We start from the raw sequence: 18,110 nt of genomic DNA on the forward strand, positions 1-18,110 counted from the left end.
GGCCAAGAAGGGGGGAAGCCGCCAACCACTACCCGCCGGTAGGGGCCTACGCTTGCGCCCGGGGGATACATTCCGCCTCACCCGAGGCTTTCATATCCAGCCCGCAAGGGCCCCGCACCCCGGAGCACCCCATGAAGAGAAGACTCGCACTCTTAGCCTGTATCACCGCCTCGGCCGCTGCCATAGCGTCCGCAGGCCCAGCCGCCGCTTCCAATAAAGCGCCGGATTACGAGGAGCTTGCAGGCGGCCTGGTCTCGCCGCTGCACGTCGCCGCAGGAAGCGGCAAGGCCGTCCTGGTGTCCCAGGACTTCGCCGGGAAGCTCACCCGGATAAACCGTGACAGATCCACCGAGGACGTGGACACCGGCACACCCATGGGCTGGGAAATAGCCGGCTCCGATACCCGCGGCAGCACAACCTACTTCCTTGAAAGCGTAGGCGCCGGCCAAGGGGACCCTGCTGGACTGCACGGGTACCTGAAGTCGGTTGATTCCAAAGGCGACGTGGACACCATCGCGAACTTTGCCGACTACGAGCGGCGCCACAACCCGGACGGCGACCAGCACTACGGCTTCGGCGACGACGTCAGCGCCCAGTGCCTCGCCAACTGGCCGAGCTTCCCGCCGGCCACCTACACGGGCATTGTGGACTCCCACCCGTACGCCCTGGCTGTCCGGGACAACACTGCCTATGTTGCCGACGCCGGCATGAACGCCGTCCTCAAGGTCAACCTGAAGAACGGCGACATCGATACCGTAGCCGTCCTGCCCCCACGGCCCGCAGTGATCCCGGCGGGGCTGCGGATCCCCACGGATATGCAGGGAAACACGGCGGAGGTGCCGGCCTGTGTAGTAGGGCATGAATATGCCTTCGAACCGGTACCCACGGATGTCGGAATCAGACCTGACGGCATGCTGTACGTGACGTCCCTGCCCGGCGGCCCCGAAGGACCTGAGCTGGGTGCCCGCGGCGCGATTTTCAAGATCAACCCGTGGAACGGCGACACCGATGTGTGGGCAGAGGACCTCCTCAGCCCCACGGGCCTGGCCGTGGCGGACAACGGTGATGTGTATGTCGCTTCGCTGTTCGGTGGCGAGATCCTGAAGTTCACCTGTGACGCTGACCGCTCCCGTTTCCTGGCGGTCAACATGCCGGCCGACGTCGACATCAAGGGGAACACCCTCTACGCCACGATTGACGCCCTGGGCGACCCGGCACAGCCGCCCGCCGGCAAGGTCATCAAGGCGGATCTCCGGTAGCCGAGGGTCAGTGGCCCCAGGCTAAAGCAGCAGGAAGAGTTAAAAGCATCAGGGCCCGGGATAACATCCCGGGCCCTGCTGTGCGTCCTACTTGTTGCCGTCCTCGTCGAGGTCTTCATCGTCGCTGAGGTCGGTGTCTACTTCGTCGAAGTCGTCTTCGTCGATGTCCACCTCGCCGGAAGCATCGGTCTTGTACGGGTCGGCGTCCCCTGCGTGCCGGGCGTTGGCTGCAAGGGCGGCAACCTCGGCGTCCCGCTTGCGGGCCTCCCGCAGCAGTTCCTCCAGGTTGGAGGCGTTGACCGGGATCTGGTCGGCGACAAATTCAAGGGTGGGCGTCAGGCGGACGGTGATGTTCCGGCCCACCTCCTGCCGAAGCACACCCTTGGCCTTCTCAAGCCCCTTGGCAGCATCGGCCTGGACAGCCTGGTCCCCGAGGACGGTGTAGTAAACGGTGGCATGCTGCAGGTCATTGGTCACCCGGGCGTCAGTAACAGTAACGCCCTCCACCCGCGGATCCTTGATCCTCCGGCCCAAGGCCTCAGCAACAACAACCTTAATCCGCTGCGCCAACTTGGCAGCACGTGCCGGATCAGCCATGAACAACTCCTATAAGAAGAAAAAATTAGGGACGTACGACGGCGGCGAAGGCTGCCGGCGCACGTTTCAGTTATCTGCCACGCACTTAAGGCGGTTGCCACGCGCTGAGGCGAGTGGACGACGGACCTACGTTGGATTTTTCCGGCGGCCTGGGAGTGGCATCGGGCCTGCCGGAGCTGGGCGGCGCGGGATCGAAGATCCCAAGCCGCCCAGCGAAGGGGCGGGGCCGCCGGAAAAATCCAACGGCCCCGCACCTGGCACTGCTGACTGCCCGAAGGCGGACCAGCCTAGACGCGCGGCTTCTCGCGCATCTCGAAGGTCTCGATGATGTCACCTTCGGTGATGTCGTTGTACGAGCCAAGACCGATACCACATTCGAAGTCCGTGCGGACCTCGGTGGCGTCGTCCTTGAAGCGCTTGAGCGTCTCAACGGTGAGGTTGTCACCGATGATCTTGCCGTCGCGGCTAATGCGGGCCTTGGCGTTACGCCGGATGATACCGGAGCGGACGATCGAGCCTGCGATGTTTCCGAACTTGGAGGAGCGGAAGACTTCGCGGACCTCGGCGGTGCCGAGCTGGACTTCTTCGTATTCCGGCTTGAGCATGCCCTTGAGCGCTGCTTCGATGTCATCGATTGCTGCGTAGATGACGGAGTAGAAGCGCATGTCCACGCCTTCGCGGTCTGCCAGTTCGGCAACCCGCTCGGCGGGCTTGACGTTGAAGCCGATGATGACGGCGGAGTCGACCGTTGCCAGGTTGACGTCGTTCTGGGTGATGGCACCCACACCGCGGTGGATGACGCGCAGCTGCACGCCTTCGCCGACGTCGATCTTGAGCAGCGCATCTTCGAGGGCTTCCACGGCACCGGACACGTCACCCTTGAGGATGAGGTTGAGGGTGTCGATCTTGCCTTCGGCGACGGCCTGGTCGAAGTCCTCCAGGCTGATGCGCTTGCGGCGCTTGGCCAGGGCGGCGTTGCGGTCGGCGGCTTCACGCTTCTCGGCGATCTGGCGGGCGGTGCGCTCGTCAGCGGTCACGAAGAAGGTGTCACCGGCGCGCGGCACGTTGGACAGACCCAGCACCTGGACGGGGCGGGACGGGCCTGCCTCGGTCAGGGCGCTGCCGTCGTCGTCGAACATCGCACGGACGCGGCCGTGGGCCGTGCCTGCCACGATGGTGTCGCCGACCTGGAGGGTACCGGACTGCACCAGGACGGTGGCAACGGCACCGCGGCCCTTGTCCAGGTTCGCTTCGATCGCAATACCGCGGGCGTCCTTGTTCGGGTTGGCGCGCATGTCCAGGGCGGCGTCCGCGGTGAGCAGGACTGCCTCGAGCAGCTCGTCGATGTTGAGGTTCTGGCGGGCAGAGACCTCCACGAACATGGTGTCGCCACCGTATTCCTCGGGAACCAGACCGTACTCGGTCAGCTGGCCGCGGACCTTTTCCGGGTTGGCGCCTTCCTTGTCGATCTTGTTCACTGCCACGACGATCGGCACGTTGGCCGCCTGGGCGTGGTTGAGGGCTTCAACGGTCTGCGGCATCACGCCGTCGTCCGCTGCGACCACCAGGATGGCGATGTCGGTAACCTTCGCACCACGGGCACGCATGGCGGTGAACGCCTCGTGGCCCGGGGTATCGATGAAGGTGATCTTGCGATCCGTGCCTTCGTGGTTGTGCGTGACCTGGTAGGCACCGATGTGCTGCGTGATGCCGCCGTGCTCGCCGGCCATGACGTCGGACTTGCGGATGGCATCGAGCAGGCGGGTCTTACCGTGGTCGACGTGGCCCATGACGGTGACAACCGGAGGACGTGCCTCGAGTTGCTCGTCGCCTTCGGCTTCCAGCTCGGCATCGAAGTCAATGTCGAACCCGGAGAGCAGCTCGCGCTCCTCGTCTTCCGGCGACACTACCTGGAGCTTGTAACCCAGCTCCTCGCCCAGCAGGGCAAAGGTCTCCTCGTCCAGCGACTGCGTTGCCGTGGCCATTTCACCAAGGTGGAACAGCACGGTCACCAGTGCGGCGGGGTTTGCCTCGATCTTGTCGGCGAAGTCCGTGATGGACGAGCCACGGCGAAGCCGGATGACGGTGTTGCCATCGCCGCGGGGTACGCTCACGCCACCCAGCGACGGGGCACTCATCTGCTCAAGTTCCTGGCGCTTGGCGCGCTTGGACTTGCGCTGCTTGCCACGGCCTGCGCCGCCCTTGCCGAAGGCACCCTGGGTGCCGCCGCGGCCGCGGCCGCCCTTGCCGAAACCACCACCGGCGGGAGCTCCGCCGCCGGCACCGGGACCGCCGGTTCCGGGTGCGCCGCCGGGACGTCCGGGACCGCGGCCGCCGCCGCCGGGACGGCCTGCACCTGCGGGTGCGGGACGCTCAGTGCGGTTGGGCATCATGCCGGGAGTAGGACGGGGACCTCCGGGGCGGGGTGCACCCGGACGGGGTCCGCCTGCACCAGCCGCGGGACGGGGTCCACCTGCACCGGCTGCGGGACGAGGCCCACCGGGACGGGGTCCGCCTGCGCCAGCTGCGGGGCGCGGCCCACCGGGACGGTCGCCGTCGGTGCGGCTTCCGCCCGGACGTGGCATGCCCTGCGAGGTAGCAAAGGGGTTGTTGCCCGGACGGGGCGCGCGCTCACCATCTCCGCCGCGGCCGCGGGGCATGCCCTGGGAGGTGGCGAAGGGGTTGTTGCCCGGGCGGGGGCCGCCTGGACGGGGGCCGGATCCACCCTGACGGGCGGAGGGAGCCGGGGTGTCAGCCTTGGGCGCCGGGCGTGCACCGGGCTTGGCGCCGGTGGACGGAGCACCCGAGGACGGGGTCCCCGAAGCCGGGGTCCCGGACGACGGCGCCGCAGGGGCGGCAGGAGTGGTGGGGGCTGCCGGAGCTGCTGCCTGTGCAGGAGCAGCGGGAGCGGCCGGAGCCGGTGCCTGGGCCTGGGGGGCCGGGGCTTTGGGCGCGGCGGGGCCGGGAGCCGGTGCTGAAGGGCGTGTTCCTGCTGCCGGAGCGGATGCCTTGGGCGCGGCGGCGGGTGCTGCGGCTGGAGCCGCCGACTTTGCCGCGGCGTCGGGGAATGCGTTGCGCAGTTTACGCACAACGGGGGCCTCAATGGTTGAAGAGGCAGAGCGAACGAATTCGCCCAGTTCCTGCAGTTTTGTCACTGCATCTTTGGAAGTTATACCGAGCTCTTTCGCGAGCTCATGTACGCGGACCTTGGCCACATTTCTCCTGTCTCGGTCCGCACCGAGCCAGGCACGAACCGTCTACTTCTTACTGCGGACCCCAGCCGCTGTTGATGCGAAGGGGCCCATTGCAGAGCGCAACAAAGTTGTCATCGTTACGCACTCATCGCTGGGAACTCATCGGGTTTCCATCAGATTTCTGACCCGCTTTCAGGTTGGACGGTTGGTGTTGCAGCCACCGTGGCGGCGTCAACGTTCGTTCCTGGCGTGATCCAGTGTTCGACGGCTGCTGTTTCGGTTGCGCCCGGAAGGGCACGCCCGAATGCTCGCCGCTTGATCGCCAGAGCCAGGCACGATGTGCTGGGGTGCAGCCATGCACCCCGGCCAGCCATCCGGCGTCGTTCATCCACCAGGACAGCGGTTGACCCGCTGCCTTCGGCGACGAGCCGGAGCAACTGCGACCGCGGGCCCTTCTTCCGGCATCCGATGCAGGTACGTTCGGGCTGATTCCCGGTGGAAAGCACTTCTGCCACGGTTATCGTCCTGACGTTCCTTCTGCTGGCCGCAGGTTTTACCGCCTCCGCAGGTACGGAAACGAGCACGCCCAAGGCACACGGCTACCGGCTGTTAGGCGCGGTCTTATCTATTCTAGCCCCTCCGGGCCGTTCTGCCCGAAACCGGGTGGCCGGCGCAGCGCGCCAGCCACCGCCGGACTTACTTGTCGCGGGCCACCGCGGCATCGGAGACGATATCGATGCGCCATCCGGTCAGCTTTGCCGCGAGGCGGGCGTTCTGGCCTTCCTTGCCGATGGCCAGGGATAGCTGGTAGTCGGGGACCACCACCCTTGCCGAACGGGTGGCTTCGTCAGTGATGGTGACCGAATTCACGCGTGACGGCGACAATGCGCTGGCGATGAAGGTGGCCGGGTTCTCGCTGAAGTCGACGATGTCGATCTTTTCGTCGTTCAGCTCGGTCATGACCGCGCGTACGCGCGAACCCATTTCACCGATGCAGGCACCCTTCGCGTTGATCCCTGGGGTGTTCGCCTTGACGGCGATCTTGGTGCGGTGGCCGGCCTCGCGGGCCAGCGCAACAATCTCCACGGAGTGGTCGGCGATCTCGGGGACTTCCAGTTCGAAAAGCTTCCGGACCAGGCCCGGGTGGGACCGGGACAGCGTCACGGAGGGACCCTTGGTGCCCCGGTGCACATCGATGACCAGGGCGCGCAGGCGGTTGCCGTGGATGTACTTCTCGCCGGGAACCTGCTCCGGCGGCGGCAGCAGTGCCTCGATGGAGCCGAGGTTGACCTGGATCATGTGCGGGTTGTTGCCCTGCTGGATGGTGCCGGACACCAGCTCGCCCTCGCGGCCCTTGAACTCACCCAGGACGTTGTCGTCCTCCACATCGCGGAGCCGCTGCAGGATGATCTGCCGTGCAGTGCTGGCGGCGATGCGGCCGAACCCCTCGGGAGTGTGTTCGAACTCGCCGATGGGAGCACCGTCGTCGTCGATCTCCACAGCCCAGATGGTCACATGGCCGCTCTTGCGGTCCAGTTCGGCGCGCGCTTTTTCGAAGGCGCCGGGCGACTTGTGGTACGCCACCAGGAGCGCCTGCTCGATGGTGGGGATCAGGAGGTCCAGCGGGATTTCACGCTCACGCTCCAAAAGCCTCAGTGCGCTCATGTCAATATCCATCAGGCCTCCTCAGAAGGTCCATTGTGTTCAGGTTCCAGACCGTCCTCCTGGAGGTGGCTGAATTCGATCTCGACTTTTCCGTTGCGGATCCTGTCGAAAGGAAGCTTTACGGGTTCGCCCTGCCGGGGCTTCATGCCCTTCTTGACTGCGATTTCCGGAACGAGAGTCACTCCCCCGTCATCCACGGAGTGGACGCGGCCGGTCATGTTTTCGCCCTGGATGACGTTGACCTTGACCATCCGGCCCCGGGCGCGGCGCCAGTGGCGGGGCTCAGTCAGGGGACGGCCGACGCCGGGCGAGGACACTTCGAGGTCGTAGGGACGGCCGTCGTCATTGGGGTCGTTGTCCAGCACATCCGAGAGCACCCTGGAAATGTCCGCGATCACGTCCAGGCTGACGCCGCCCGTCTCCTCCTGCGGCAGGTCCACCACGACGTGGACCACCCGGTGGGAGCCGGGGATGATGGCCACGTCCTCAAGGTACAGGCGGTTGGCCTGGACTGCGGGTTCCAGGAGGGCCCGGAGCCGGGCAGCTTCAGGGTTGTGGACCGGTGCGGTTCCGCTTCCCGAGCCGGTGTGGTCTGGTGAAGCCGTAGCTTCTGCGTTGCTCACGATGCCGGCCGCCTCCCTATAGATGTTGTGGTGTTTACTAGCGTAGCTATTTTACCGGCCCAGTGGTGCACCCGGGTGCCCCTCAGCGTGACACCATGGTCTGTTGTGAACCACCCCCTCAAGGATGCCCAACCGCGCCTGCGCCCATTCCGGTTTGCCGTCTTTGCCCTTGCTGCGCTGGTGGTCCTGAGCCTTGGTTTTGCCTTGATTCCCGCGGAAAGGCCCGCTCCCGCCGAGCCTTCGTTCACGGAACGGGCCAGGGCGGCGGCGCTCAGTACGGCCATGGACCTGCGTGCTTCCGGGATGGATCTGGCTTCCACCGGTGCAGCGGATTCCACCGCCCTGGCCCCGGTTGTGACCTTGCTGACCATCCAGGCCAGGGCGTTGATGTCCCCTTCGCTGATGTCCGCCACGCCTGAGCCGGCGCCGGCCCTGTCGCCGGCATCCCCCGCACCGTCTCCCACCGCGGCTCCCCTGAGCGCCGCGGGGCTCGTCCAGGCACTGGCCGACAGCGGGACAGCCCGCATCAAGGACGCGCAAACGGCCGACGGCGGCATGGCGCGCCTTCTCGCGGGCACCGGCACCGCGCAGCTCCTCGCGGCCGGCCGCCTTGCCGCCGCCACCGGGGTACCCGTCCCACAGGGAGCGGCGGGAGCGGAGGAAGAAGTGGCAGGTTCGACAACAGCGTCTCCGTGCCCGTCACCGTCAGCCTCCGCCGCCCAGCGGGGCTCCGGCCCAGGCGCCCTCCCCGGTACACGCCAGGTGCTTGCCGCTGCCGTTGCCGCGGAGCAGCAGGCCGCATACGGCTACCAGGCGGCCCTCCCCCGCCTCCGTCCCACCGAGGCCGGCCCGGCGTCGGAATTCCTGGCCGCGCACAAAGAGCTGGCCGCCTACGGCGGGGAACGCCTCCGGCTCGCCTGCGGCGGGGCGGTGCCGCAACAGCCCGGGTATGTCCTCGATCCCGGCTTCCTCGCCGCCCCGGCGGCGGGTTTGGGCAGGCTCGAGGTGGCCACCCTGGCCTCCTACGGCGACCTCGTTGCGGTATCCCAGGGCCAGGACCGGAAGTGGGCGCTGTCAGCGCTTCAGGCTGCCGCAGGACGGGCACTTCACTGGGGTGCGGACCCCGGACCTGTTCCGGGCCTCACCCTGGACGTCGGCCAACTGCCCGCCCTTCCCGCCGGCAGCGGACTTCCGGCAACTACTGCCGGAACGCCGTCGGCTCCCGGAGCCTAATCCCTTCCTCCCGTCAACGGCCTGAGATCGCTGGTGTCCGGCCGCAAAGAACACCGCGCAGAGGGTGGCACCGGGCAGGCAGGGGTGGTTTGCTGAAGGCATGAATGCGGATGAACCAGCCGATCCCCCAGGAGCCGGTGCCGCCGGCCCGGAGCTGAACAGCCACCTTGAGACGGAACCGCACGGCGACGACACCGCGCACCGGCTGAACTGGCTGCGCGCAGGTGTCCTGGGCGCCAACGACGGCATCGTCTCAGTCGCGGCGATTGTGGTCGGCGTGGCAGGGGCTACGGCTGAGTCAGGCCCCATCCTCACGGCCGGCGTGGCCGGGGTGGTGGGCGGCGCGGTGTCGATGGCGCTGGGCGAGTATGTTTCCGTGAGCAGCCAAAGCGACAGCCAGCGTGCCTTGATCGAAAAGGAGCGCCGCGAACTGGCGGAGGAACCTGAAGCGGAACTGGCTGAGCTGGCGGCCATCTACCAGGCGAAGGGCCTCAGCCCGGAAACAGCGGCCAAGGTTGCCAAGGAACTTACCGCCCACGATGTCCTGGCAGCACACCTGTCCGCGGAGCTCAACATTGATGAGGCGGACATCGTCAGCCCCTGGCACGCGGCGTTCGCCTCCGCCATTGCCTTCACCATTGGCGCCATCCTGCCAATGCTGGCCATCCTGCTTCCCCCGCCTGATGTCCGCGTCCCGCTGACGTTTGTTTCAGTCCTGGTGGCCTTGGCCTTGACCGGTGCCCTGGGGGCGTGGATCGGCGGCGGCTCAAAAACGCGGGCGGCTGTCCGTGTTGTGGTGGGCGGCGCGTTGGCGCTCGCGGCAACGTTCCTGATCGGCAACCTGCTGGGGGCATCGGGTGTTGTCTGACCCCGTGGTGCGTGGCTCCGCGCCGGTACCACCCATCCCACCGGACCTCTTCCGGCGTTACGCACACAGCAGCGGGGGCAGGGCCTGGCTGGGGCGCCTTCCACACCTGCTGCTGGACCGCCTGGAGCAGTGGCAACTGGAAGTCGACCTTGCCCCCGGCAGCCTGCCGTGGAGCGGGCACGGCGGCCTCGTGGTGCCCGTGCGGCGGGAAGACGGCTCTCCCGCAGCACTAAAAATCGCATTTCCCCACGAGGAAGCCAAGGTGGAGCGGCATGCGCTGGCGCTCTGGGACGGTCACGGCGCCGTTGCACTGCTGGCCTCGGAAGCGGAATCGTGCGCGATGCTCCTGGAACGCCTGGATGCCGGCAGCGCCCTGGCAGGGGTGCCGCTTGATGATGCAGCCGAGGTGTGGGGCGGGCTGGTGCGCCGGCTGGGTCTGGCCCCGGACCACCGCCCCGAATGGCGGGAGTTCGACCACATTGCGGCCCGCGCCGAACAGTGGAGCGACGAGCTGCCCGCGGACTGGGACCAGCTTGGCCGTCCCTTCCCACGCTGGCTCCTGGAAGCCGCACTTGAAGTGTGCCAGACGCGCGGCGCGGTGGGCCGCCGGTCCGCCCACGACCTGTTGGTCCACACGGACCTGCATTTCCTGAACGTCCTGGCGCGTCCGGGAGTGGGGCCGGAGAAAGCACCGGCGGATGCAGCTTATGCAGCCATCGACCCGCAGCCGATGATTGGCGAGCCAGAGTTCGCCGTGGCCCCGCTGCTCTGGAACCGCCTTGCGGACCTGCCGGCGGCCCAGTCGGGTGCGGCGCTCCTCAGGCGCTGCCACGAGTTCAGCTCCGCCGCGGGACTGGAGCCTGACGTAGCCCGGCAGTGGGGCATCGCCAGGGAGGTGGAGAACGCGCTCTGGTACGCCCGGGAGGGACACCGTGGAGATCTGGCCCGGTCCCTCTGGGTTGCCAGTACCCTCGCCGGCAAGGCGCTGGACGGCCTTCCCCATCCCCATGCGTTGCCCGAGCCAGGAATGGGCGCATAGCGAAGGCGGGACACGCCGCAGGCGAAAAGAGGCGCTGGAACTGTCAGGACGTCCGGACAGAGGCAAGGGCTGACCGGACGGCGTCGACTGCGGTAGCCACGTCCTCCCCCGCCGTATGCCAATTGCTCACCGAAACCCGAAGGATGTCCCGGTCCCGCCACCGCGAACCGGACATCCATACTTTCCCGTCCTCGATGATGCGGGCGGTGACTGCACGGGTGGTGTCGTCGTCGCCGAACGCCAGGCACACCTGGGTGTAGGCAACATCGTTGAGTACCTCCACGCCGTCCAGGGCCGCCATTCCCTCTGCGATGGCGGCGGCAGCTCCCGCCAGTCCCCCTACCTGGGCTGCGACGCCTTCCCGGCCCAGGCTTTTTAGCGCGGCCCATACGGGCACGCCACGGGCCCTCCGGGAAAGTTCAGGGACCTTCTCGAAGGGATCGCCCGGGCCTTCCGCGTCGTGCACCAGGTAGCTCGCATGCAGGCCCATCGCAGCCCGCAGCGCGGAGGGGTCGCGGACGACGGCGATGCCGCAGTCGTAGGGAACGTTCAGCGTCTTGTGGGCATCCGTGCTCCAGGAGTCGGCCTCTTCATAGCCCCGGGTGAGGTGCCGCAGTTCCGGCACAGCGGCAGCCCACAGCCCGAAGGCACCGTCGATGTGCACCCACGCGCCGTGCTTGCGTGCGACGGCGATGGCTTCGGCAAAGGGGTCGAAGGCGCCGGAGTGCAGGTTGCCCGCCTGGAGGCACACCAGGGCGGGCCCGCTGCCGGCAGCAAGCGCGGCGTCCAGGGCGGCGGGGACCAGCCGTCCCTGGCCGTCCGCGTCCACCTGCGTCGGCTTTCCGAGGCCCAGGTAGCGCAGGCCAAGATCCACGGTGTCGTGCCGTTCCCGTCCCACGAAGCATCGGATCCGGGGTGCGCCGGAGAGCCCGTCGCTGTCCAGGTCCCAGCCTGCGTCGGCGAGCAGCCGCCAGCGGGCAGCAGCCATTCCGGTGAAATTTGCCATGGTGGCGCCGGTGACGAATCCGACGTCGGCCGTGGACGGCAGGCCCAGCAGCTCCAGGAGCCAGTGTCCGGCCGCCTCCTCAATGGCAGCGGTGGCCGGCGTGGCGTAGCGGAGGCAGGCGTTCTGGTCCCAGGCGCTGACCAGCCAGTCCGAGGCCAGGGCAGCGGGCAGGGTGCCGCCGATAACCCAGCCGAAGAACCGGCCCGAGGGCATGGCCATGAGCCCGGGCTCGGCCTGCGTGGCCAGGAAATCGATCACCTCAGCAGCGGGCATGCCTGCTACGGGCAGCGGCCCGCCAAACACGCCAGCAAGATCGGAGGCATGCAGGCGGGGTCCTACAGGGCGGTTCCGGAGGCTTTCCAGCCAGGCCTGTGAATGCCCTGCTGCGGCCGCGAGGGCCGCGGCATACTCGTCATCGCCGTGTGCCATACGTGCATGCTACGCCGGGACGGTCCCCGTCACGAGGCCCGGTTTCCGGGACCTATCAGGCGAAGTTTTCCTGCCATACGTCGTAGCCGAGCTTGATGATCAGGGCTGCCACCACCACGAGGAAGACCACCCGCACGAACTTGCTGCCCTGCTTCACCGCGGTGCGGGCTCCCAGGTAGCCGCCGGCCATGTTCGCTCCCCCGAGCAGCAGGCCGATACCCCACAGGATGGACCCGTGCGGCAGGAAGAACAGCAAGGCGCCGGCGTTGGTGGCCATGTTGACGATCTTGGCTTTGGCGCTGGCTTCAAGGAATGCGTAGCCCATGGCGGACACCAGGGCGATGACCAGGAAGGAGCCGGTCCCCGGGCCAATCAGCCCGTCATAGAAGCCGATCACCGCACCGATGAGGCAGGCCACCACATAATGCTTATGGCCTTCGTGCCGCAGCGCGGTCAGCTCACCGATGCTGGGCTTCAGGGCCGTGAAAAGCGCGACGGCGACCAGCGCCACCACGATGATGGGCTTGAACACACCGGCCGGCAGGGTGGCGGCCAGGCTTGCGCCGCCGAAGCTGCCTGCCAACGCTATCACCGCCATGGGCACCGCCGTCCGCAGGTCCGGCCCTACCCGCCGGTAATAGGTGGCGGCACTGGTGGCGGTCCCGAAGATGGAGCCCATCTTGTTGGTGGCAAGCGCCTGGACGGGCGCGATGCCCGGAACCAGGAGCAAGGCAGGAAGCTGGATAAGTCCTCCTCCACCAACCACCGCATCAACCCAGCCGGCTGCGAATCCAGCCACCACGATCAGGATGATGGTGGTGAGCTGGATCGACTCGAAGCCGGAGATCACCGGTTGCGGACGGCGTTGACCACGTAGTCGACGGCCTTGTCGACAGCCACGTTCTCGGCATTGCCGCTGCGGCGGTCCTTGATCTCCACCACGCCGTCCACCAGGCCACGGCCCACCGCGAGGATGGTGGGGACGCCCACCAGCTCCGCGTCACCGAACTTCACGCCGGGTGAGACCTTGGGCCGGTCATCGTAAATGACGGACAGGCCGGCCTCTTCGAGTCCTGCAGACAGCTTTTCCGCCGTCTGGAAGATCTCGTCCCCGCGGCCCACGGCAACGACATGGACATCGGCAGGGGCCACGGTGCGGGGCCAGACAAGGCCGCGGTCGTCGTGGTTGGCCTCTGCCAGGGCCGCCACGGCGCGGGTGACTCCGACGCCGTAGGAGCCCATGGTGACCACCACCTGCTTGCCGTTTTGGTCCAGCACCTTGAGGTCCAGGGCTTCGGCGTACTTGCGGCCGAGCTGGAAGATGTGGCCCATCTCGATGCCGCGGGCGGTCTCCAGCGGCCCGGATCCGTCAGGGGCGGGATCGCCGGCACGGACTTCGGTGCACTCGATGACGCCGTCCCAGCCGAAGTCGCGGCCGGCCACCAGGCCGAAGACGTGCTTGCCGGCCTCGTTGGCACCGGTGATCCATGCGGTTCCGCTGACCACCCGCGGGTCCACCAGGTACAACAGTTTGGTGGCGCTTTCGGCACCCAGCAGGGCTGCGTCCAGGGACAGGCCTGGGCCCAGGTATCCCTTGACGATCAGCGGCTGTTTCTTGAGGTCTTCCTCGTTGGCCTGCTCGAGCCCAATCTCGCCCGCGATGGGCAGGAAGGCGCCGATGTTTGCCTCCACCCGCTTCAGGTCCACGGCGCGGTCGCCGGGGACACCGATGACCACCAGCTGCCGCTCACCGGTGGGCAGCGTGACGGCGAGGACCACGTTCTTGAGCGTGTCCGCCGCGGTCCAGGCGCCGCCGTCGCCCTCTGCCCGCGGGGCAATCTGGTTGGAAGCGGCAACCAGGGTCTCGATGGTGGGGGTGTCCGGGGTATCCAGGACCTCCGCCGCCGGGGCACTGCTGAAGCCGATCTCGGCCGGCACCACCGTGGTAACGGCCTCGACGTTGGCTGCATATCCACCAGCGGAGCGGACAAAGGTGTCCTCGCCGATCTCGGTTGGGAACAGGAATTCCTCGCTCCTGGACCCGCCCATGGCGCCGGCGGTGGCTGCCACGGGCACCACCTCGAGGCCCAGGCGTTCGAAGATCTTCAGGTATGCGGAGCGGTGGGCCGCGTAGCTGGCGTCCAGGCCGGCGTCGTCAACATCAAAGGAGTAGGAATCCTTCATGATGAACTCACGGCCGCGGAGGAGCCCTGCCCGGGGGCGGGCTTCGTCGCGGTACTTGTTCTGGATCTGGTACAGGCTCAGCGGCAGGTCCTTGTAGGACGAGTACAGGTCCTTGACCAGGAGCGTGAACATCTCCTCATGCGTGGGGGCCAGCAGGTAGTCGGCGCCCTTGCGGTCCTGGAGGCGGAACAGGCCTTCGCCGTATTCGGTCCAGCGGTTGGTAGCTTCGTACGGTTCACGGGGCAGCAGGGCCGGGAAGTGGACCTCCTGGGCGCCGATGGCAGCCATTTCCTCGCGGATGATCTCCTCGACTTTCCGCAGGACGCTCAGCCCCAGCGGCAGCCAAGTGTAGATGCCCGGTGCGGCGCGGCGGATGTAACCGGCACGGACCAGGAGCTTGTGGCTGGCGACCTCGGCATCGACGGGGTCTTCGCGCAGTGTGCGCAGGAAAAGCTGGGACAGTCGTAGGACCACGGGTGGTATCCGTTTCTGGGGAAGTGCTGGGTCAGCAGGGCCGGACAATTCGTCTGGATACTAATCTACCGGCACGGAACCTGCCGCAATTACGGGCTACTGAAGGCAGCGCGACTGCAGCAGAACCTCGCAAAGGCCGAACACAGTAGAGCCACGCCCGGGAATACAAAGCCCCTGGCCCCCCAGTGAGGCTGGTCATCGCATCCGGGCGTGGCTCAACGCCGTTATCGCCTAAGTACTGGTGAGGACTGGTGAGACCGCCCACCCCACTTCCAGCGCAGCTAGAACGAACTTATGTGATCGTGCGCACGTTTGACAAGTGTTTTTACTTTTTGGGAATCCGTTTGCCTGATGTGTCGTCCGGCGTTACTTCACCAGGCGTCACTTCACCTGGGCGGCAGCGGAGTCCAGGAGCGCACCTGCCCGCCGGACGGCGTCGGCCTCACTCTCTCCGCCGGACGCAACCGCAGTGAGCACCACGCCCTGCTTGACCGCCTGGGCAGTGACCGTTGACTGCTTCTGGCCATCGGGCAAAGCGCTGTCAGTGCGGTACGCAACGGTGCCGGGCAGGCTGCCGGCTCCTTCCACCAGCGTTACGGTGACGGCCACCTCCATGCCGGAGGCAGTCATGGTCATGGAGGAGCACTTCTGCAGCTGGGCCGGCTGGTCCTTGACCTTCGCAAGGAAGCCTTGATCCAGGCCGGCGACTACCGACAGGGCTGTGACGGCCCCGGTGCCGGCGTCCGTGCTCATCCCCATGGCCATGGTTGCTCCGTCGACAGAGGGCACCGTGCTGGCGGCAGCGAGTTCCTTGCACTCTGCCGGCTTGACGTCGATCGACGCGATCATCGCCTTGGTTTGTTCCAGTGTCGTCTTGATGTCCCCGCCCGGCAGGACAGACAGCCTCCGATCGGCGGCGTCCCGGACCTGGGCCACGATGGCAGCGAGTCCGTCACTGGTGTAGGCCTTGGCGGTGGGCGTGGGGGTGGCTGATGGGCTGGGCGTATTTGCCGGGCTTGCGGTGGCAGCAGGCGCAGCAGGTGTGGACACCGCTGCCTGTGGCGCGGGCGCTCCGCCGCAGGCAGAAGCCGTGACGGCAAGAAGGGCGCAGGCCCCGAAAGTACCCAGTGCGGACGTCTTCAATTTTCCCCCAATATTTAGTTTCTAACCCGGCAATTGCCGGTTAGAAAAGGACTGTAGCGAACGTCCCCACCTGGCGGAAGCCCACGCGTTCGTAGGTGGACCTGGCCCTGGTGTTGAAGCCGTTGACGTACAGGCTGGTCATCGGGGCAATCTGCTGGGCTTTTTCCACCACAGCCGCCATGTAGGCGGCGCTTAGCCCCCGGCCGCGGAAGGCCGGGTTCATCCAGACGCCCTGGACCTGGGTGACATCGTCGGTTACTGCGCCGAGTTCGGCTTTGAACACCACCTCGCGGTCTTCGTTGAGGTGGACCAGGGAGTGTCCCTGCCGGATGAGGCCCTCCACCCGCCGGCTGTAGAACTCCCTGCCGCCCAGGTAGGGGGAATAGCCCACTTCTTCCTCGAACATGGCTGCGCATGCGGGAAGGATTCGGTCGAAGTCGGCGAGGTCCCCGTACACCAGGCCAGGGTGGGGCTGTACCAGGGGCGGTCCTTCGATGATCATGAGCGGCTGGTCGGCGCGGACCTCGTGGGCATGGTGCCCGAGCTCGGTGAGTTCGGCGTTGAGTGCCAGCACGGCGTCCGCCGGTCCGAAAGCGGACGCATACCTGCGCCCGGAACTGTTGGCGGCCTCCGCCACCAGTGGGACGAGGGCGCGGTCGAGCTGGACCGGAACCAGGTTGGCCCCGGCCCAGCACGCGCCTGTCAGAATGCCGTCGTCGAATACGCCGATGACTCCGGCCCCGCCGCTGGTGGGCGCCGCAGTGCCCGTGGCGCGCAGGTGCGCCAGGATGAACACATTGGCCACCGGGTCCTGCTGGGCCAGCAATGTGAGCGCGGGGGTGTCCTGGGCGTCGAGGGTACGGACGGAAATCCCCGCCGGATCTGGCGCGTCCCTACGAGACGCTAACCACGGGGCTACCCTTGACAGCATCTTCGCCATCGGCCTCCCCCATCTCTTCCGCGATCCGCATAGCCTCTTCGATCAGTGTCTCAACAATTGCGCTCTCGGGAACAGTCTTGATGACCTCGCCCTTAACGAAAATCTGGCCCTTGCCGTTGCCGGAAGCAACACCAAGGTCAGCCTCTCGTGCCTCGCCGGGGCCGTTCACAACGCAGCCCATGACTGCCACGCGCAGCGGAATCTCCATTCCCTCCAGCCCGGCAGTGACCTGTTCTGCCAGAGTGTACACGTCCACCTGAGCGCGGCCGCAGGAAGGGCACGACACGATTTCCAGCTTGCGGGGCCGCAGGTTGAGCGACTGGAGGATCTGGTTGCCCACCTTGATCTCCTCCACCGGCGGCGCGGAGAGGGACACGCGGATGGTGTCACCGATCCCCCGCGACAGGAGCGCGCCGAACGCCGTGGCGGACTTGATGGTCCCCTGGAAGGCGGGTCCGGCTTCGGTGACGCCCAGGTGCAGGGGCCAGTCGCCCTTTTCGGCGAGCATTTCGTAGGCGGCCACCATGACCACGGGGTCGTTGTGCTTCACGGAGATCTTGAAGTCGTGGAAGCCGTGCTCTTCGAACAGCGAAGCCTCCCAGACCGCTGATTCGACCAGCGCTTCCGGGGTGGCCTTGCCGTACTTCTTCAGGATCCCCGGCTCCAGGGAGCCTGCGTTGACGCCGATACGGATGGAGGTGCCGTGGTCCTTTGCGGCGGCGGCAATTTCCTTGACCTGGTCGTCGAACTTGCGGATGTTTCCGGGGTTCACACGCACGGCGGCACAACCGGCTTCAATGGCCGCAAAGACGTATTTGGGCTGGAAGTGGATGTCCGCGATGACCGGGATCTGGGACTTCCGGGCGATGATGGGCAGCGCTTCGGCGTCGTCCGCGGACGGGCAGGCGACGCGGACAATGTCGCAGCCGGATGCCGTGAGTTCGGCTATTTGTTGCAGGGTGGCGTTGATGTCCGTGGTGGGTGTGGTGGTCATGGACTGCACGCTGATGGGGTAGTCAGACCCAACGCCTACCGAGCCGACTTTGATTTGGCGTGTCTTGCGGCGGGGGGCAAGGACGGGCGGTGGTGCTGACGGCATTCCCAGGCTGACCGAGGTCACGTGGACTCCTTGGGTTGAAAGGGTAAAAAGGCGGCTACGCGGAGATCCCGGCGAGCATGCCGATGATTGGAGACCATTCGGTGATGCGGGTTCCGGCAATGACTCCGGCGCCGGCGAACGGGTCCTGCTTGAGGATCGAGTTGAGGGCGGCTTCATCCGTTGCCTTGAAAATCAGCAAGGCACCTGCACCGTCGCCGTAGGGGCCGCTGGCCAGGAGGACGCTGTCCTCCGCCAGGCCCGCAAGCCATTCGCGGTGCGCGGGCCGGACCTCGTTGCGGGTTTCGGTGGAGTTGGCGGCGTAAACGTACTCAACGGCAAAAACTGTCATACCGCTAC

At 66.8% G+C, this 18,110-nt stretch carries 16 protein-coding genes; 4 read left to right on the forward strand and 12 right to left on the reverse strand.

The annotated features are described in order from the left end of the window. Nucleotides 1–131: 131 nt before the first annotated feature. Nucleotides 132–1,259, forward strand: coding sequence for a ScyD/ScyE family protein (locus QF031_RS12950; protein WP_307428661.1), 1,128 nt, complete (start codon nt 132–134; stop codon nt 1,257–1,259). Nucleotides 1,260–1,346: 87 nt separating this feature from the next. Here the strand turns inward: QF031_RS12950 and rbfA are convergent, their stop codons facing one another. The 5 genes from rbfA to rimP form a co-directional block, all read right to left on the reverse strand. After that, a complete protein-coding gene (rbfA, locus tag QF031_RS12955; protein WP_307428664.1) occupies nt 1,347–1,856 on the reverse strand; it encodes a 30S ribosome-binding factor RbfA in 510 nt (169 codons plus the stop codon). Nucleotides 1,857–2,143: 287 nt separating this feature from the next. Next, nucleotides 2,144–5,071: a translation initiation factor IF-2 gene (infB, locus tag QF031_RS12960; RefSeq protein ID WP_307428667.1), complete on the reverse strand. Its 2,928-nt coding sequence runs from the start codon at nt 5,069–5,071 to the stop codon at nt 2,144–2,146. Nucleotides 5,072–5,223: 152 nt separating this feature from the next. Next, on the reverse strand, nt 5,224–5,634 hold the full coding sequence (locus QF031_RS12965; protein WP_307433336.1) for a YlxR family protein: 411 nt from the start codon (nt 5,632–5,634) through the stop codon (nt 5,224–5,226). Between the two features lie 112 nt (nt 5,635–5,746). Next, nucleotides 5,747–6,727: a transcription termination factor NusA gene (gene nusA, locus QF031_RS12970; RefSeq protein WP_307428671.1), complete on the reverse strand. Its 981-nt coding sequence runs from the start codon at nt 6,725–6,727 to the stop codon at nt 5,747–5,749. Beyond that, entirely contained in the window at nt 6,727–7,338 is a 612-nt protein-coding gene (gene rimP / locus QF031_RS12975) for a ribosome maturation factor RimP (protein ID WP_307428674.1), read from the reverse strand. The genes nusA and rimP overlap by 1 nt, the downstream gene beginning before the upstream one ends. A 105-nt stretch (nt 7,339–7,443) precedes the next feature. On the opposite strand from rimP, the gene QF031_RS12980 reads away from it, so the two are divergent. From QF031_RS12980 to QF031_RS12990, 3 genes are all read left to right on the forward strand, one after another. After that, entirely contained in the window at nt 7,444–8,571 is a 1,128-nt protein-coding gene (locus QF031_RS12980; protein ID WP_307428678.1) for a DUF4439 domain-containing protein, read from the forward strand. 100 nt (nt 8,572–8,671) lie between these two features. Continuing rightward, nucleotides 8,672–9,439 (forward strand): VIT1/CCC1 transporter family protein, encoded by a 768-nt coding sequence (locus tag QF031_RS12985; RefSeq protein WP_307428682.1) that lies wholly within the window; start codon nt 8,672–8,674, stop codon nt 9,437–9,439. Continuing rightward, nucleotides 9,429–10,478 (forward strand): aminoglycoside phosphotransferase family protein, encoded by a 1,050-nt coding sequence (locus tag QF031_RS12990; RefSeq protein ID WP_307428685.1) that lies wholly within the window; start codon nt 9,429–9,431, stop codon nt 10,476–10,478. Before QF031_RS12985 ends, QF031_RS12990 begins: the two co-directional genes overlap by 11 nt. 43 nt (nt 10,479–10,521) lie before the next feature. Here QF031_RS12990 and QF031_RS12995 read toward each other — a convergent pair whose 3' ends face one another. The 7 genes from QF031_RS12995 to QF031_RS13025 all read right to left on the reverse strand — a co-directional run bounded on the left by QF031_RS12995 (nt 10,522) and on the right by QF031_RS13025 (nt 18,102). Further along, complete coding sequence (locus tag QF031_RS12995) at nt 10,522–11,913, reverse strand: pyridoxal phosphate-dependent decarboxylase family protein (RefSeq protein ID WP_307428688.1); 1,392 nt, start codon at nt 11,911–11,913, stop codon at nt 10,522–10,524. 55 nt (nt 11,914–11,968) lie between these two features. Beyond that, a complete protein-coding gene (locus QF031_RS13000; protein ID WP_307428691.1) occupies nt 11,969–12,763 on the reverse strand; it encodes a sulfite exporter TauE/SafE family protein in 795 nt (264 codons plus the stop codon). Beyond that, nucleotides 12,760–14,571, reverse strand: coding sequence for a proline--tRNA ligase (locus QF031_RS13005; protein WP_307428693.1), 1,812 nt, complete (start codon nt 14,569–14,571; stop codon nt 12,760–12,762). Before QF031_RS13005 ends, QF031_RS13000 begins: the two co-directional genes overlap by 4 nt. Nucleotides 14,572–14,952: 381 nt before the next feature. After that, entirely contained in the window at nt 14,953–15,714 is a 762-nt protein-coding gene (locus QF031_RS13010) for a hypothetical protein (RefSeq protein WP_307428695.1), read from the reverse strand. Between the two features lie 40 nt (nt 15,715–15,754). Further along, complete coding sequence (locus QF031_RS13015) at nt 15,755–16,645, reverse strand: GNAT family N-acetyltransferase (protein ID WP_307433339.1); 891 nt, start codon at nt 16,643–16,645, stop codon at nt 15,755–15,757. Beyond that, nucleotides 16,608–17,774, reverse strand: a complete 1,167-nt coding sequence (gene ispG, locus QF031_RS13020) for a flavodoxin-dependent (E)-4-hydroxy-3-methylbut-2-enyl-diphosphate synthase (RefSeq protein WP_142134593.1) — start codon at nt 17,772–17,774, stop codon at nt 16,608–16,610. Before ispG ends, QF031_RS13015 begins: the two co-directional genes overlap by 38 nt. 34 nt (nt 17,775–17,808) lie before the next feature. Further along, nucleotides 17,809–18,102: a YciI family protein gene (locus tag QF031_RS13025; protein ID WP_307428699.1), complete on the reverse strand. Its 294-nt coding sequence runs from the start codon at nt 18,100–18,102 to the stop codon at nt 17,809–17,811. Nucleotides 18,103–18,110: the final 8 nt, after the last annotated feature.

Origin of the sequence: Pseudarthrobacter defluvii, from assembly GCF_030816725.1 — a bacterium.
Taxonomy (GTDB): domain Bacteria; phylum Actinomycetota; class Actinomycetes; order Actinomycetales; family Micrococcaceae; genus Arthrobacter; species Arthrobacter defluvii_A.

Excerpts from the sequence above, each read along its gene's own strand:
- QF031_RS12950 (WP_307428661.1), top strand. The coding sequence starts at position 132 with ATGAAGAGAAGACTCGCACTCTTAGCCTGTATCACCGCCTCGGCCGCT.
- rbfA (WP_307428664.1), bottom strand. The coding sequence starts at position 1,856 with ATGGCTGATCCGGCACGTGCTGCCAAGTTGGCGCAGCGGATTAAGGTT.
- nusA (WP_307428671.1), bottom strand. The coding sequence starts at position 6,727 with ATGGATATTGACATGAGCGCACTGAGGCTTTTGGAGCGTGAGCGTGAA.
- QF031_RS12985 (WP_307428682.1), top strand. The coding sequence starts at position 8,672 with ATGAATGCGGATGAACCAGCCGATCCCCCAGGAGCCGGTGCCGCCGGC.
- QF031_RS12995 (WP_307428688.1), bottom strand. The coding sequence starts at position 11,913 with ATGGCACACGGCGATGACGAGTATGCCGCGGCCCTCGCGGCCGCAGCA.
- QF031_RS13015 (WP_307433339.1), bottom strand. The coding sequence starts at position 16,645 with ATGCTGTCAAGGGTAGCCCCGTGGTTAGCGTCTCGTAGGGACGCGCCA.
- QF031_RS13025 (WP_307428699.1), bottom strand. The coding sequence starts at position 18,102 with ATGACAGTTTTTGCCGTTGAGTACGTTTACGCCGCCAACTCCACCGAA.